This window comes from Actinokineospora sp. NPDC051303, assembly GCF_055586285.1.
On sequence record NZ_JBVJIN010000023.1, the window covers coordinates 65,585 to 80,348 of the forward strand.

Below are 14,764 nucleotides of genomic sequence, written 5' to 3' on the forward strand. Positions count from 1 at the left end.
CTACTACCTCCGGGCGAAGCGGGAGTGGAGATCCGCGACCGTCACGCGCGTCCTACCGGCGGCTGCGGTCTTGGGCTTGTCGTTGGGGCGCGGCCACTCCGGAAACTGCGGGGGCTTCTTGGCCCAGTTGCCGGTCGCGCGGGTGTTCTGGTTGATCGCGTCGAACACGTCGGCGCGCAGGTGCCGGTCGACGCCCCAGCCGAAGTGCTGGGCGCCGCCACTGGCCAGCGCGACGGTCAACGAGGTGTCGGGAAGCCTCTGCACCAGAGCGAGAACCAGGGACGGGGCCGGTCCGCGGCACTCGATCACGTCCACCAAGTCGATGCCGTAGTGGAAGTGGAGGTCCGCGTAGAGGCCCCGCCCGTAGTCGTCGATCAAGCGGCAGAGGGCGAGGCTTCCCCCACCTGCTGCCCTTCTGTGTAAGTAGTGAAAATCTCCGCGAGGACCCCGAGGTCATCGCCGACCGCCGTGACCAGCACCTCGGCCTGTGCCTGGGTCTGAGCGACGGTGCGGATGGCGTTCTGGAAGACGGTGACCTGGTCGGCCTCGGCCGCCTCGTCCTCGTCCACATCCAGTGCTTTCTGGATGCTGATCAGTGCTTGGCGCTGCTCCTTGGGCAGGCGCAACGGGTTGAGCAGACGCACGACGATTTCGCCTACCGCGATGTCCGTGCTGCCGTACTTCCGATCGGCTGCGGCGCGAATGTCGTCCAAGGTGTAAGCGGACAGGAGGGGCCTCCGAGAACAGGTGTAACGGTGGATGCGGCAGAAGGGAGAGGCGTCGGATCAGGCCGCGGGGCCGGACTCCCACGAGTCGCCGTCCCAGTGGGCAGCGGTGGAGTCGCCGAGCAGCACGCGCTGGCCGGTGATCCACGCGGCGATCGGGCTAGCGGTGATCGAGCCGGACCGCAGCGCGACCAGGTTCGCCGGGAGCGCCGCTCCGGACGGGGTGAAACTGCCGGGAGTGCCTGCGACCGCGCCCGCGGCGCGGATCGAGGCGGGGGTCGATGCCAGCGGAGTCACCGCGTAGGTCCACGTGTTGGTGCCGTGGGCGAGCGGGGTGACGCCGATTGGCATCCCAGCCAACGACTCGGTGTCCGAAAGGGACAGGTCGTCCGCGCGGTAGATTTCGGCTTTAGGAGCATAGAAGGCGAAGTGATTGTCACCGTCGACAAAGACAGTCAGGAACGCGCACACGGTCGGCTTCGGATCGACGGGGACTCCGAGCGTGCCGTTGGCCAGCAACGGGGCGTTCGCGCCGTAGAAAAGACGCAGGCCCTTGAGGTCGAACTGCTGGAGCGTGAAGGTCATCCGCTCGGTTCGCGCGCTGTACTTGGTGCGCAGCGTCTTGTTCTGGAGCGTGGCCAGCACGGTGGCCTCGCCGCCCTCGGAGGTCACGCCGAGCAGCTCCTCCAGGGAGGTGTGCCCGACCGACTCCCACGGCGACGCTGGCGAGGTGAGTTCGCTTGGCATTTCCGTGCCGGTGGGGGCGACCAGGTAGTTTCCGGTGTCGATGACGAGAGTGGCACCGTCGTTGATTGCCAAGTTACACATCCAAGGGCTTGGCGCCGAGCCGGGATGACGATGCGCGAAGCGAGCGCACGCAAAGTTACAAGTTACCCACTTGGGTATGGCTGTCCGCCCGGCACGGGCGCGGTGGGGAGGGAGAAGTCAGCGGCTGCGCGGCTTGCGGATCGCCATGTCGTAGGTGCTTTCGTAGCGCCACATGCCGGTGGGCAGGTCTGCGTACTGGACCGGGCCGGAAGAGGTGGCCCAGTCGGGCTTGCGGGAGGGTTCACCGCGCATCGCGATTCGGATCACCGAGCCCAAACCGGGATAGGAGACGTGCGCGAGCCAAGCGTTGCGCATGACCACGCGCACGGCCTCGGAGACCAGGGCGCCCTTCTCGTCACCGTCCGGGTCCTGGGTGAACACGTTGATCGAGAAGCGGGCCTGGTCGGTGAACCGCGGATCGCCGCGCCAGTCGCCCAGGGCGGGCAGGCGGCGCACGAGCACGAACAGGCCGGGCGCGTCGTCTGCGATGAGGCTGACGACCGGGACATCGGGCAGTCCGTCACGGAGGATGCGCAGGCAGATGTCCTCGATGGGCTGGAGTTCCGCGAGGGCCAAGACGCTGGCCGGGAGGTCGATCATTTGGCGTCTCCCGGTCGCTTCAGGCCCATCGCGTCGTGCAGGACCCACAAACCAGCCATGCCCGCGGTGCCGCTCGGGTTCTCCTCGGACGGGGGCTTGGGCTTGCGGCCGTACTCGATCGACAGGGCGGCTTGGAGGCCGCGCTCGTCGTCGAGGACCACGTAGCGGTCCACATCGCCCTGCTCGACGGTGATCCGGGCGTCGCCCGCGTGGCGGTGTGCGTTGAGCCGGGCTTCGGCCTCGACCGCGCGATCCAGGGTGATGTCGTCCAAGCGGCGCTGCACGGTTTCATGCTGTGCGATGACCTGTTCGATTTTGCGTCGGCCGACGCGCCGGTAGACCTGGGCCATCAGGGGCGCTCCCGGATGTCGAGCGACCAGTGCCGCGTGCGGCGCGTGCCGTGGTGGTACTGCGGTGGTGAGACGACGTCCCACTGTCGGCCGCGCCACTCCACCCGGGACCAGAGGCTCACCTCGGGCAGGTGTGCGGCGACGATCATCCGAGTCACGTTGATCTGCTGCTGTCCAGGCACCTCGGCCTTCGAGGAGCGCTGCGGGATGAACGCCGCGCGCACCTCGTGCGGGCTGGCCGGGTCGGCGCGCTGAACGTGGTTCCCGCGCCGGTCGGTGGTCGTGACGGTCTTCCAGACGCGGGCAAGTTGCCCGCGCTTGCGCTGATGACTCACCAGGGACTTTCCGGGTCTGAGAACATCGGGAACCGTTTGCCGCCACCGACTACCGGCACGTAACCGGCGCCGACCTCGGAACGTGGCCGCTGCGGACCCCACACCGAGACGGGCGCCGACAACAGCGCGGTCTTGCCGGACAACGCGGTCAACGCAGCCACCTCGTCACGGTTGAAGTGCGCGGCACCCGCGCGGTCCCCCTGGTCGGACCAGGCGAGCGTCTCGTCGCCCGCGCGGGACTGCGTGTAGCCCTCCGGGTTGCGCAGATAGCGCACGGCCGCGCCCAGGACCAGCGTGCGCACGAGTTGCGGGGCAGCCGAAGGATCGGGCCAAGGGCGGCCGTAATGGCGCGCCCACCCGGACAGGTCAGCCAGAGCAGCGACACCGAGACGCTCCTCGTCGTCGTCGAGCGTCCAATCCACGCGGGCCTTGAGCTGTTCCAGCGTGGCGAAGGGCTCCAGGGTGACCTCCTTACGTGCGCTGAGTTAGCACGCCTGTTCTGGATGCGCACCGCCTGCGTAGCGTGCTCTGCCTGGACCCGTAACACGGACTAGATGACGGTGATCGGGTAGCGACTTACGGAGTAGCGAGGTGTGTTTGTGCTGGGTCCGCCGCTGTCAGGGACGTACTGTTGGTGCCAGACGACCGAGGCAACTGCCTCGTCCGCTCATGCTCGGGTTACCTGCCTTGGAAGGTGACAACGAGGGTTGTGATTTCTTAGGCGTATGAACAACATGCCGCACCGTCGTCGCTCCCTTGGCATCGCGGGAGCACGTATGCGCCCACGCCCCCGGAATATCGCCCCACCCATCGGCACCCCGGCTGTGGCGCACTCGACTTCGCAAACCATCGCCAACCTGATCACCGCGCTCACCGCGATCGGTGCCCTCGTGTTCACCGGCCTGTCTCTGAGCGCGACGCGCGACCAAGTTGCCGCCGCCCACCGGCAGAACGAGGTAGCCCAACAAGGCCAGTACACCGATCGCTACACCAAAGCCGTCGAGCAACTAGACCAGGCTGGCCCAGAGCATCTCCAAGCGCGCCTAGGTGGCATCTATGCCCTGCAACGCTTGGCTGCGGACTCTCCCCGCGACCAACCAACCATCGTTAACGTCTTGGTCACGTTCGTCACTACCACCATCAAGCGTATTAATCCAATCACTGATACATACTGCGCGGACAGCACTGCTCCCGACATCCAGGCCGCATTGACCATGCTGACTGCGCGCAATCGTGAGTACGACGTGAATACCACCCCCGACCGCGAGTTCGCTCTGGAAGGGGGCTGCCTATTTGACAGCAATCTCACCGGCGCCTACCTAGCTGAGGCGAACCTGCGCGGGGGATACCTGAACGAGACGGACCTGAGCGGGGCGAATCTGAGCGGGGCTGACCTGAGCTTGGTGTACTTGAGCGATGCAAATCTGACCGGGGCGAACCTGAGCGGGGCGAATCTGGTTGGGGCATACCTGATCAACACCGATCTGACCGGGGCGAATCTGAGCGGGGCTGACCTGCGCGGGGCGGATCTGCGCGGAGCCAACCTCTCCAATACTCGACACGACGACACCAAAATCGATGCAGCAACCACCGACACCGAGACAAAAGGTGTGTGGTGGTAAACACCATACCGGTAGCGAGCCTCTCAGTGTGAACGGAGCACACAGGTTTAGGCATTGGCTGGGTCGGTCGCTGCCTTGGGGCCGGTCGGAGTCCACACGCGGACGTCGCTGATGCCCGTAATCCGGGCCAATTCGGAGGCTGCGGGCGGGTAGTTCGAGGCACCGTCGAGCGTGAGCTTGATGCCGCGCACGAAGTGCTCGCCGCTTGAGACGACCTCGCGCTTGTTGGCCTCGTCCCAGCCGACTAGGACGTCCTTGACGTCGCGCACGCCCGCGTAGCAGTTGACCAACGAACGGTCCTGCATGAACTCGGTGTCGTAGTCGCGCAGCCAGCGCAGGGCGAGTCCCTCGAAGGAGGTGGTCGCACCGAAGGGAGCTGACTGCGGCACGCTCGGCGCGGCGGTCGCGAAAATGAAACCCTGGTCGACGAAGGCATACGCCTCGTCGCCCGCGATGGTCTGGTCGACGATGAACTCGAAGCCGTACCGCCGACCGAGACTGGCCTGGCGCAGCGCGCTCTCCGCCTCGCTGTCGCCGACGAACTGCGCGAGGTTGAGCTTGTCGTCGTTGAGCAGTGCCGACTCGAAGTCGCTGCCCACGACGATGTAGCGGCGGCCATCGGGCACTTGAAACTTGTTGAGCACGCGCCGGGCCTCGATCAGCGCGCCTCGCAGGTTGCCGATCGCGTTGCCGATGGTGACGTTGTACGCCGCGCTGGTGAGCGTGGCGACGCAGCGCCGCGCCAAGCCGCGGCCGAGAGCCTTCACCTGGGGACGTAGGAGCTTGCCCCACTGGTCGATGTCGAAATCGTTCTGCTCGTCGGTCAGGCGCACGCCGTTGTAGAAGTTCCCGCCGAAGGTGAGGGCGATCTTGCGCTCGGCGTAGTCGTCGAACTTGATGCCCGTCGAGCGGTCGTTGCGCCAGGCGTACTCGTGGAACGGCAGGACGCCCTCGACCTTGACGGTGATGGTGTCGTCCTTGGCGCCCTTGAACTGGTCGACGCCTTCCTTCTTGAACAGGTTCGGGATGACGAGCTCTTGCTCCAGCATCCCGATGGCGGTCGCGATCAGCTTTTCCGGCTTGACGACTTGGTGCTGTGCGGTGGGCAGAGTGTGGCTCCTTCAGGCATGAGGAACCCCGGCCGGAAAGGCAGGGGGTTCGGTGGGGCGGCTATCGCCGGGTGCGGCGGGCGAGCTTGCGGGGGTCCAACTCGTCGTCGCCGTCGTCAGGACTCAGACCACCACCCAGCGCCGGGGGCTCCGCGGGCACAGCGAACTTCTGGAGAGACTTGGCGTCGGCCTCCAGCTCGTCGACCGTCGTGCCGCGCAGCCGCGCGGCGAGCTCCTCGGGCAGCTCGTACCTGCGGGCGACCTTCTCGCGCAGAAGCTGCCCCTCCAGCTCGTTGACCTTGCCGGACAGCTCGGCGGTCGCCGCGGTGAACTCCTCGGGAGTCTTGGCCGCCTCCAAGCGCTTCTGCGCCTCACGGAGCTGGGTCCGATAGTTCGCGGCCTCACCACGAACCTTGGTCAGCTCCTTGCGCGCCCACTCGGGCAGCTCGTCCTCGGGCTTCACCTCGGGGGCCGTCGCACCGTCGCCGGACACCTCGCTGACCTCGGGGGCCGTTGCGCTCCCCGCGGCCTGCTGGTCATCGGTCCTCGGCTCCTCGGTGGTCGACGCGGGCTGAGCGGGCTCGGACAAAGAAACGCCTCCTGGGCAGTTCTCGGGTTCACGCAGCGTCGCCAAGACGCGCGGCGGAGACCAGGAGCGCATCGCGCTGCTCCTGGCGGATGAACCGCCGCCACGCCGAGACGGCGGCCTTGCCACTCAAGCCTCGGGTGACGCGCGGCCACTGAACCGCGTATCTGCGGTTGAGCTCGGTGAGCGAGGAGGTGTCGTACTGCTCGTCGCTGTAGACCAGCTCCGCGTAGCAGTGACAACCATCGTGGTACTTGTCGCCATCCGCGTAGGTGGCCGATGCCTTCGACCGGTAGACCGCCCCGCGCGAGATCAGCATCGCGCACCAGCCACACGGAGTTCCCGTGCGCGAGAGCCGGACGTACCCCAGCACCCGCTGATCACGCTCACCGATTGCCCACGTGGCGCTCCTGGCGCCGTTCATGACGATCCGTTCGGCGGCAGCGGCCTGGCGAGCCCCCACTTTGCGGTGGGCCTCCTCACGCTTAGCGTCCACCGTGGCGGCTGACACCTGCTTGTCGATCTTTCCGAGCTTGCGGTCGAGGTTGTCCAACCCCAGCGCCTCCAGCACCACACGGGCCTCGACTTCGGCCGCACGCTCCAGGCGCTCGAACTCGCGGTCAAGGCCGTCGAGGGCTTCGACGGGGACGAGGTCTTCCTCGTGCGGGTCCGCGGGCCGCTCCTGTCGCGGCCGTTCACTTTCCCGAGCCAGATCCTTCGTGCGAAGGTCCGACGTACTGGCTGCTGGCTCGATGCCCTCCGGGGTCGTTTCGGGATGTGCCAGCGCGGCGAACTCGGCGCGCAGCATGGAAAGGGTGACATGGGGTGGGTCGGGACGTCGTGGGTCGGCGATCGTGGTCCCGGTGTGCAGCGCGCGTGCGAGCCGGTAGTACGCCATTGCCAAATCACGTGACTGACGCCTCCGCGACATGACCAGTCGTACCGCCCGCGCCAACCAGGCCGCGCTGAGCGCGGCTGTTCTGGTCGGAGGAACGGCGGTCCACAACGTCAGGGCCTCTTCGATCGTCGCGACGCCAATCCTGGTCAGGGCTAGGTGGTAGGCGACCGAAACGGCGTCGGCCTCGACCTGCGAGGGAGGAGTCGCCGCAGCCAAGCCTGTTGTCACGCTGCCCGCGGCTTCGTGTCAGCACGCTCTGTGGGTGCAGAAGGGATGGCGCGACGAAGCGACTGCGCAAGCTGGAGCTCGGCGTCCTCCTCCTCGCGCAACTCTTCCCACGAGTCGATCTCGGTTTGGGTGACGCCGGGCACGCGCCGCCACAGGCCGCGTTTGGGGATGCCGAGCTGGTCTCCGAGCTTGCCGAGGGCGTCCGCGGACTGCGCCAGGCTCCGCTGTTCCATGTCGCGCCAGAGCACCTCGCCGTGGACGTCGTCCGCGGACGCGGTGTCGCCTGCGAGTTCGGCGGCGAGTCGGAAGACTCGTTCCCACGCCTCGGAGAAGACCCTGCGGAACTCTTCGATCTTGCGGCTAAGAGCGGTTTCGGCAGCGAGCAGGGCTTCCGCCGACAGGTTCGCGATCTGCCCGAGCAGGTGGTGCGGCGGTGTCTGGGAGATCGCGGCCAAGTGGCGGATCGACATGTCGATCGACTCGATGAACCCGCCCAACGGCGTCTCGGCCAGCGACCCGAACTTGACATCGGGGTCCTCGGCGAACAAGAACCTTTTGGCGTTGGCGTTGATCGGCAAGGGTTTCTGGTTGCCGGTCTCATCAAGAACGGGTTCGCCGTCTTCGTCGCGTTCGACCGGTGGCGCCATGCCGGTGGCGAAGCGGACCTTGAACGAGCCGTAGGTCTGGGCGATCAGCAGGTCGAAAACGCTCTGGTTGATGCGGTTCTGGAGCGCGATCATCGGTTCGATCACGCCGACCGTGCGGCCCTCCAGGTCAACCAGCGCGGCGAATCGGGTCACCGGGCACTCGGACGCTCCGTGACGGCGGCCGTTGTGCACCTTCACGCTGTTCAGGTCGGACAGCGACTTGAAGGTGACCCGGTACTCGTTGCGGGAGTCGAACAGCCGGGCCACGCCTCGGGTGTCCGCGCGTGGTGGCTGCACGATGGTCAGTGCCGCGAACGGAACCTCATCGTTGGCCGGGTCCTCGTACAGTGCGGCGGTTCGCAGCGCGGACAGGCCCTTGGTGATCACTCGTCCTTTGGCGCGTTCGGTCAGCGCGAAGCTGTGCCCGTAGGTCAGCGCGCCACGGTAGATCGCGGTCTGCCGGGCGCTCAGGCGCGAGTGCTCCCAGTGGTCCCATTCAGGCAACTCGGCGCCGTCGCCGCCGTGTGGCAGTTCGCCGCGCGTGCCGCGCCGGAAGCCGTCTACGCAAAGCGCCTGGGCTGGTGTACCCACGAGCAAGGGCAGCCAGTTGGACACCGCGCGCTTGGCGATGAGCCGGTACTCGTCATCGGCCATGGCGGGCATGTACGGGTCGTCGTGGCGGCCGTGCAAGTAATCGTCGATGCGCTTGAGCCGGTCGCCGTCGCGATACAGGATGCCCAGGAGGTGCTTCGCCAAGGATGCGGGAGACGCAGAAGTGACGTACAAGTTACACACCACCTCACAAAAAAAAACCGCGCCCGGAGCGCTTCTTGGTCTTCTTGCCGCGCGTACGCAGGTCGTAGAGCGCTTCGTGCGCGAGCATCAGCGCGGCGTAGAGGTCGACCTTGCGCGGGGAGTCGGCGCTCTCCTTGCCGAAGGAGATGCCGTGGTTGTTGCTGCGGCGCCGTGCGTTGAGCACGTGCCGCTTGAGCGCCAGGTCGCCGTTGTGGCCGAGTTTGGCGTCGAAGATCGAGCGCATGAGGCGTTCGTGCGCTCGGGTCACGCGCTTGAGGGAGGACCGCATGTCCCAAGCGATGGCGTTGTGGCCCTCGGCCTTGACCGACAGGCCCTCGCCGTACTCGGCCGCCCAATCGGAGATGTACGACTCCCATAGGGCGACGTCGGCGTAGAACGCCTTCACCTCGTAGAGCCGGAACGCCTCGTGCACCATGCTGTCGACTTGATCGCGGTTGACTTGCCAACCCTCGCCCCGCGGGCCGTCCGGCCGCTCCCATACATCGACGACGAACGCGACGACGTCTGAGATCCGGATCGCCACCAGGGCGGTCGCGTCGTCGGTCTTGCCGCCGTCGAACCCGAGCACGATCTCGTCGCTGGGGCGCAGCACCGCGCCGTCGCGGTAACAGTCCGCCCACTCGGCGGGCCCGTAGACTGCGTCTTCCTCGGCGACGATCTGGTTCAGCCACATCCGCCGTGACCGCGACGCCGACAGCGTCGTGTCCAGGACGGACAGGATGATCGTCTCGACGTTGAGCCAGACGGCGTCACCGCGGATCTTGGGGATGACGATCCGCAACGCCAGGGGCGTCAGCGGCGTCTTCGGGTGGGCCTCGATCGAGTCGTAGAGGAAGCCGATGTCGACGGCACGGCCTTCGGCGATCTTGTCCCAGGCGTCGCGCATCCGCTCGGCGACGGAGTCCTCACCAGGCAGATAGGCGTTGGTGATCGCCAGATAGCGACTGTCCTTTTTAGTCGCATTGCCGTCGATCGTCTCGTACATCTTGTGGCCGTTGTTGCCCAAGACCCAGTGGTGGGTCTCGTTGAGCAACGTGAACGTCGTCCGCTTGCCCTCCAGCGCGCGGTACGACGAGGTGACGGCCTCCAGGCGGCACTTGCCGCCGTTGGCGCGGATCAGCTCCGCGCCGTCCTTGATGCGGTAGACGGTCTTGAACCGCTCGCTCATCAGCGAGGGGATGAGCGACATCGTGTTCTGGGTCTGCGACTGGTTGACCGCGGTGACCTGCACCCACGCCTGCGGGTGCGGCACACCGACCGGTTCCCCAGTCTTGGCGTCCCAGTGGGAGAACCGCGACGGGCCTACGAGCTCGACCAGGCAAAGCACGGCGAGCAAGGGGTCTTTGCCCCAGCCTTTCATGCGCTGGAGCACGCCCTTGCGATAGACGAAGCGCCCAGCCTCGTCGATCGCGTACCACCACAGGACAAAGCGGAGCTGTTCCTTGGTGAAACGCCAAGGCCCGCCGTCCTCAGCGAGGAGGTAGTCCGCGCACCACCCTGCGATCTGCCAACCCAGGGTGCGCTGTGGCAGCTCCCAGGCGCCGAGCGAGGTGCGCCGCCAGGTTGGACCAAGGAAGATCGGTGCCAGGGCCTCGATCTCTTCGGCGGTCAGCACGTCGGCCACCGATCACCTCCTCAGCGCACGCCGAGGGGGTGATCAGGCCCGGTTCACACGCCGAGTTCCCGGCGGTAGTCGGCGATGGCCGTCACGGAAGCCGGAATGGTCTCGTCCTCTGGCTCGTGCAGCTCGATTCGCACGCGGCGGCGGTCCCCCTCGGCGACAAGGAGCCGCTCGAATGCCGAGTAGATGGTCTGAAGCATCTGGCCCGAACGCTTCGACGCCCTCTTGTAGTAGCTGAGGTCTTCGCACAGCGAGTACGCGAACGCCCAGTCGCTGTCCTGGTAGAAGTCGGCTTGGCCCGAGCTCCTCAACGCCTTGTATAGGCGGAGCGCGATCGGGTGCCAGTCCTTGTCGGGGTGCGGGACGGTAACCGCGCGCAGTTCCCCGCGGGTAACGGACTGGGTGTCCTTGCCCTTGCGCTCGCGCGGGCGAGCGAGGTTGGCCTCGCGGTCGGGGACCGGGCCGGGCATTCTCGGTCACCTCCTCGCGTGGCGGGCGCCAGCCCCGCAGGGGAGAACGGGGCTGGCGCGAGTTGGGTAGGTCAGCCGAGCAGCTTCGCCCAGTCATCCGTCCACACCTGGCCGAAGAACTGGGTGCCCGGCATGTGGTCACGCTGCCAGCGCGCCACGGCGTCGACCGTGGGCAACTCGAACAGGCCGTCCGCCCAGCCCGCATGACTTGGCGCGTATCCCTTGCGCTGAAGGGCCTGCTGGATCGCCCGCACGTGCGGCCTCTCCCAGGCGTAGAAGCCGCCGTGAGAACGAGCTGGCCCCTTTGCGTTCCCGAAGTAGTGCCCGCGCAGATGCGCGAGCGGCCAGGCAGGAGCCGAAGGCCGCGGGGCAGGCGACGGGGCAGGTGCAGGTGCACTGCCGCCGGTCAGCATGGGGATGTTCCACGGGCGCGGGTCCAGCAGGCGCCGGTCGGAATGCACGCTGAAGTGCGCGTGCGCCCAGTGTCCAGAGCTCTGACGCCACTGAAAAGGATGGAACTGCGGGCGCGTGTCCATGATCAGTGCTCGGTGGATCGCGTACTTCAGCCGGTTCTCGCCCTGGTCCCGGCACGCGACCAGGAGCTGGTCGGTGAACTTGTTCAGGTCGAGCCCGATCGCCGGATGGTTGGTGATGTCCAGCGCCGTGACATACGCCTGGCCGTCAATCACGACCCACGGGTTGTGGTCGGAAGCGGAGCCCCGCTTGCGGTGCGCCGCGTCGCCAATCCAGCCGTCCGAAGCCGTCGACCGGCCCGGGAACCTCGCGTTGAACTGATCTCGGAGGGTGGCCAGCGCGGGAGCCAGAAGGTAGTTGGGCAAACCGCTCGTCTCCAATTCGTTGAGAGTGCGAAAACCGGACAGCGGAATTGCTGACGGACATGCTCGGCAGGCGCGGCAGGACTCGAACCTGCGTCACACGGTTTTGGAGACCGCTGCTCTGACCACTGAGCTACGCGCCAAAGGGGAGATATTTCGATACCAGTCTGGCGGATGAAAATCTATGCGCCGCCCAGGAGTGGCGACATTCGCACCTGTCTGCTAAGAAGGTGAAATGAAGCTGACCAAAGATCAACTGGTAGGCTATCTTGGATACGAGGTCGAGTTTGACATCAGGGGATCAGTGTTCCGCGGGAAACTCGCTTCGATGTTGACGCCGGGGAGGCCGGGACTCGTACAGGTCGACGTCCCGGATGAGAGAGACGATTGGTTGCCGACCACCCACTACGTGCCCTGGCAAGAGGTGGTTCCGGTCGACCAGAACAATCTGTGACATTTACAGGAGGCCGGGGTGCACTTCCACGCGCCGAAACTTGGCAGTCAGTCGCCTTCGGTTGGCTGCCGCTGCCGCCGCGCCTTCTCGTGAGGACTTCTTCCGGTGATGCCACCCGCAGAGCGAGGTCAAATTGGCGTCTCGATGGTCGTCACCGGAAAGAATATGGTCCACGTCGCTCGCCGGTTCTGCGCACCGCTCGCCGAACTCATCGACATGCGTGCAGCGAAAACCATCGCGTCGCAAAATACGACGTCGAATGCGATCCCAGTCAGCCGGGAGGCGTGAGCGCCGATCGGAACCGGACCACTGGGGCATGGCGATACACCACCTCACGACGTGGAACAGTGATCTCGAAGACCCAGCGTGGGACAGAAGAACCGCCGCCGATCCGAGACAGGTTGAACAACGACAACTCCATAAGGGAGTTGGCCGTGCCAAGCGAAGAGGTTTCGACAAGAGGCCCCGCCAGGGGCCAAGCCTCCCGGCGTCAGCATGAGTGCTTGCCGTTTCGGGCTTTCACTAAGAAGTACGGCTATGGATCAAGCAGTTAGAACTCGCCAGAGATGTAATCTGAAGCACACACCACCTTGCCTGGCGACGGCAGGGGACGTCTCTTCAGAGCACTGGCAGGGCGGGCGGATGCCCGCCCGCAGCGCCAAGCGAGCAGGTATGCGTTTCGCGCTGGAACCTGGACAAGCTGCCACTTAATACAAGTTACACACCAGGGCACACTGATAGGCATACGTCTCGCGCTGGAGCCTTGGCGGGCTGGACCACTCGACGCAAGTTACACACTCGGGTACACTGATAGGCATGAGCGACGAGCGCGAGCCCTTGGACCCGACGACGGAGGCAGCCCTCTTCGGTGCGGTCGTGGTCGGCGGCGAGCTCGCCCGCACGGACGAGGCCCCCGCGGGTAGCCGCCTTGACGAGCTGATCCGCCGCCGCCAGGAACTGAAGGCCGCGGGCGTGCCTGAAGGGAAAATCCGAGCCGAAATCGTCAAGGCAATACGCTCCTCATAGACGCCTTACACTGTCGTTGACCTGCAAAGATGACGCCCACGCCGTTCCGGCGCCAGGTTGCCACCGACCTTGGAACTGTGGCGGGTTTCCAGCCGCTAAGACACGGCGGTCCCCCACTAGAGGCGTCGGGGGTCACACCCCACCTCCTGGCCTGACGCTCGCCGCTGCCCTAGGGTCGCGCACCCGTCGCGGTTCCTTTCCCGAACGCAGAAGCACCGCGCACGAGATAAGCCGCGTGTAGACCGGGAGCACGACGGACGGGCGCGACGTCGTCGCCAAACCGCGCGGAACCGGACTTGTGGACACGGTCGGTAGACCTGAAAGCGGGTCGACCAGGGAAAACAAGAGACGACTTGTGCGTGTGTGTAACTTGCACTAGCGTTCTCGTTGTCAGGCCAACCCGCCCCGGAAGGGAGCGGAGGTGAATGACTCGAAGCTGAACCAACTTCAAATTACAACTTGCACATCGGCAAAGGAATCGCGTAGATTCCAAACCGGTACCGGGGGCGCACCGTGACGGAAGCGGCCCCAGGGAGACGAGTCGGAACGGCACGGCGCACGCTGTGAAGATTCCCGAACACTTGCGCAACGGGCGCAACGTGATAGGGAGTCTGACCCGAACCGACGAATCCACCCGGGGCAATCCATAGCGCGCCAAAGGTGCCACAGAGTGTGTAACTTGTAAGTCCGAAGCGGATTTGCTAGAGTCTGAACCACCGGGAAGACGGACCGGAAACCGGTCGCCAGAAATGGCTGCCAGGTCCGGAAGAATCCGCCCCCCGCCTTGTTCCTTGAGAAATCAATAGTGAGTAACCGGACTGCGTCATCGCATACGGGCAGCCCGATAGCCACCTTTTGGTGGCACGTGGATGGGCCAGCCGACACCTCGGGAAAGCGCGCGGACGACCATCGCGCGCGGCGTCCCGACAGGAATGATGACGCTTTTTGTGGCCAAGTGTGTAACTTGTAACGCACATCAGCCTGCCGCCCCGTCGAAATCGGACGGCGCGCTTCAGAAGCTGCGGCAGGCACGTGGACCAATCGGACCGTAAGGAGTGGACTTGACGAAGCTGTTCAAGGTTTCCGCCGAGACCTACCGTGACGCGCTCGCCGTGGCCCGGGACCGGTCTGCCCGCATCGCGGCGGCTACCTCTTCTCCGGAGGAGATGCCGGACACGGCCACTTACTACCTCAGTGACGACCTGAGCAGTGGGTTCGGCGTGTCTACTGACGCTGACCTGATCGGGCTGTTCAGTACCACCAAGGGGCGGGGCAAGTCTTTGGTGACGGAAGCGATCTCTGTTGGCGCTTGCGCACTCGACTGCTTCGACGGTTTCCTGCCAGACTTCTACAGAGGATTCGGGTTCTCCGAGATCCGCCGAGAATCGAACTGGACACCCGGCGAACCGGACGTCGTATTCATGTCCCTAAGTGGGTAACTTGCATCCAAGTGTGTAACTTGTAACACAGTCTCGGTCTGATGGGGGTGACCTCCGCCCTGATCAGCCTGCCGGAAAGGAAGTAATCAATGACCAAGTTCGACGACTGCGCATGAGTGAGGGCGAAACAGGGGGGAGCCCCCTGTCCGCGGGGCGGCATCCCCGCGCTGAGGA

General features: G+C 65.7%; 18 protein-coding genes and 1 tRNA gene. 4 read left to right on the forward strand and 15 right to left on the reverse strand.

The window, feature by feature from the left end; translation table 11 throughout:
* Positions 1-3: 3 nt before the first annotated feature.
* The 7 genes from ACZ6SD_RS19165 to ACZ6SD_RS19195 form a co-directional block, all read right to left on the reverse strand.
* Positions 4-378, reverse strand: coding sequence for a hypothetical protein (locus tag ACZ6SD_RS19165; RefSeq protein ID WP_465318288.1), 375 nt, complete (start codon positions 376-378; stop codon positions 4-6).
* On the reverse strand, positions 375-713 hold the full coding sequence (locus ACZ6SD_RS19170; protein WP_465318289.1) for a phage tail assembly protein: 339 nt from the start codon (positions 711-713) through the stop codon (positions 375-377). Before ACZ6SD_RS19170 ends, ACZ6SD_RS19165 begins: the two co-directional genes overlap by 4 nt.
* Before the next feature lie 72 nt (positions 714-785).
* Positions 786-1,544, reverse strand: coding sequence for a phage tail tube protein (locus ACZ6SD_RS19175; protein WP_465318290.1), 759 nt, complete (start codon positions 1,542-1,544; stop codon positions 786-788).
* A gap of 126 nt (positions 1,545-1,670) precedes the next feature.
* Positions 1,671-2,153 (reverse strand): hypothetical protein, encoded by a 483-nt coding sequence (locus ACZ6SD_RS19180; protein ID WP_465318291.1) that lies wholly within the window; start codon positions 2,151-2,153, stop codon positions 1,671-1,673.
* Entirely contained in the window at positions 2,150-2,503 is a 354-nt protein-coding gene (locus tag ACZ6SD_RS19185; RefSeq protein WP_465318292.1) for a DUF5403 family protein, read from the reverse strand. Before ACZ6SD_RS19185 ends, ACZ6SD_RS19180 begins: the two co-directional genes overlap by 4 nt.
* Complete coding sequence (locus ACZ6SD_RS19190; RefSeq protein ID WP_465318293.1) at positions 2,503-2,838, reverse strand: hypothetical protein; 336 nt, start codon at positions 2,836-2,838, stop codon at positions 2,503-2,505. The genes ACZ6SD_RS19185 and ACZ6SD_RS19190 overlap by 1 nt, the downstream gene beginning before the upstream one ends.
* Entirely contained in the window at positions 2,835-3,140 is a 306-nt protein-coding gene (locus tag ACZ6SD_RS19195; RefSeq protein ID WP_465318294.1) for a hypothetical protein, read from the reverse strand. Before ACZ6SD_RS19195 ends, ACZ6SD_RS19190 begins: the two co-directional genes overlap by 4 nt.
* 423 nt (positions 3,141-3,563) lie before the next feature.
* On the opposite strand from ACZ6SD_RS19195, the gene ACZ6SD_RS19200 reads away from it, so the two are divergent.
* Positions 3,564-4,460, forward strand: coding sequence for a pentapeptide repeat-containing protein (locus tag ACZ6SD_RS19200; protein WP_465318295.1), 897 nt, complete (start codon positions 3,564-3,566; stop codon positions 4,458-4,460).
* Between the two features lie 47 nt (positions 4,461-4,507).
* On the opposite strand, the gene ACZ6SD_RS19205 is transcribed toward ACZ6SD_RS19200, so the two are convergent.
* The 8 genes from ACZ6SD_RS19205 to ACZ6SD_RS19240 form a co-directional block, all read right to left on the reverse strand.
* A complete protein-coding gene (locus ACZ6SD_RS19205; RefSeq protein WP_465318296.1) occupies positions 4,508-5,509 on the reverse strand; it encodes a phage major capsid protein in 1,002 nt (333 codons plus the stop codon).
* A gap of 121 nt (positions 5,510-5,630) precedes the next feature.
* Entirely contained in the window at positions 5,631-6,158 is a 528-nt protein-coding gene (locus ACZ6SD_RS19210) for a hypothetical protein (protein ID WP_465318297.1), read from the reverse strand.
* 28 nt (positions 6,159-6,186) lie between these two features.
* Positions 6,187-7,053, reverse strand: coding sequence for a VG15 protein (locus ACZ6SD_RS19215; protein ID WP_465318298.1), 867 nt, complete (start codon positions 7,051-7,053; stop codon positions 6,187-6,189).
* Positions 7,054-7,277: 224 nt separating this feature from the next.
* Positions 7,278-8,684 carry a phage portal protein gene (locus tag ACZ6SD_RS19220; protein ID WP_465318299.1) on the reverse strand — a complete coding sequence of 469 codons (1,407 nt, stop codon included), beginning with the start codon at positions 8,682-8,684 and terminating at the stop codon, positions 7,278-7,280.
* A 43-nt stretch (positions 8,685-8,727) separates the two neighbouring features.
* On the reverse strand, positions 8,728-10,368 hold the full coding sequence (locus ACZ6SD_RS19225; RefSeq protein WP_465318300.1) for a hypothetical protein: 1,641 nt from the start codon (positions 10,366-10,368) through the stop codon (positions 8,728-8,730).
* Between the two features lie 44 nt (positions 10,369-10,412).
* Positions 10,413-10,835: a phage terminase small subunit gene (locus ACZ6SD_RS19230; RefSeq protein ID WP_465318301.1), complete on the reverse strand. Its 423-nt coding sequence runs from the start codon at positions 10,833-10,835 to the stop codon at positions 10,413-10,415.
* 71 nt (positions 10,836-10,906) lie between these two features.
* Positions 10,907-11,689 (reverse strand): peptidoglycan-binding domain-containing protein, encoded by a 783-nt coding sequence (locus ACZ6SD_RS19235; protein ID WP_465318302.1) that lies wholly within the window; start codon positions 11,687-11,689, stop codon positions 10,907-10,909.
* A gap of 52 nt (positions 11,690-11,741) precedes the next feature.
* A tRNA-Trp gene (locus ACZ6SD_RS19240) sits at positions 11,742-11,813 on the reverse strand.
* Between the two features lie 93 nt (positions 11,814-11,906).
* On the opposite strand from ACZ6SD_RS19240, the gene ACZ6SD_RS19245 reads away from it, so the two are divergent.
* The 3 genes from ACZ6SD_RS19245 to ACZ6SD_RS19255 all read left to right on the forward strand — a co-directional run bounded on the left by ACZ6SD_RS19245 (position 11,907) and on the right by ACZ6SD_RS19255 (position 14,590).
* On the forward strand, positions 11,907-12,125 hold the full coding sequence (locus ACZ6SD_RS19245) for a hypothetical protein (RefSeq protein ID WP_465318303.1): 219 nt from the start codon (positions 11,907-11,909) through the stop codon (positions 12,123-12,125).
* Between the two features lie 816 nt (positions 12,126-12,941).
* Positions 12,942-13,151 carry a hypothetical protein gene (locus ACZ6SD_RS19250; RefSeq protein ID WP_465318304.1) on the forward strand — a complete coding sequence of 70 codons (210 nt, stop codon included), beginning with the start codon at positions 12,942-12,944 and terminating at the stop codon, positions 13,149-13,151.
* Positions 13,152-14,212: 1,061 nt separating this feature from the next.
* Positions 14,213-14,590 carry a hypothetical protein gene (locus tag ACZ6SD_RS19255; protein ID WP_465318305.1) on the forward strand — a complete coding sequence of 126 codons (378 nt, stop codon included), beginning with the start codon at positions 14,213-14,215 and terminating at the stop codon, positions 14,588-14,590.
* Positions 14,591-14,764: the final 174 nt, after the last annotated feature.

Excerpts from the sequence above, each read along its gene's own strand:
- ACZ6SD_RS19205 (WP_465318296.1), bottom strand. The coding sequence starts at position 5,509 with ATGCTGGAGCAAGAGCTCGTCATCCCGAACCTGTTCAAGAAGGAAGGC.
- ACZ6SD_RS19180 (WP_465318291.1), bottom strand. The coding sequence starts at position 2,153 with ATGATCGACCTCCCGGCCAGCGTCTTGGCCCTCGCGGAACTCCAGCCC.
- ACZ6SD_RS19250 (WP_465318304.1), top strand. The coding sequence starts at position 12,942 with ATGAGCGACGAGCGCGAGCCCTTGGACCCGACGACGGAGGCAGCCCTC.
- ACZ6SD_RS19245 (WP_465318303.1), top strand. The coding sequence starts at position 11,907 with ATGAAGCTGACCAAAGATCAACTGGTAGGCTATCTTGGATACGAGGTC.
- ACZ6SD_RS19215 (WP_465318298.1), bottom strand. The coding sequence starts at position 7,053 with ATGGCGTACTACCGGCTCGCACGCGCGCTGCACACCGGGACCACGATC.
- ACZ6SD_RS19230 (WP_465318301.1), bottom strand. The coding sequence starts at position 10,835 with ATGCCCGGCCCGGTCCCCGACCGCGAGGCCAACCTCGCTCGCCCGCGC.
- ACZ6SD_RS19200 (WP_465318295.1), top strand. The coding sequence starts at position 3,564 with ATGAACAACATGCCGCACCGTCGTCGCTCCCTTGGCATCGCGGGAGCA.
- ACZ6SD_RS19185 (WP_465318292.1), bottom strand. The coding sequence starts at position 2,503 with ATGGCCCAGGTCTACCGGCGCGTCGGCCGACGCAAAATCGAACAGGTC.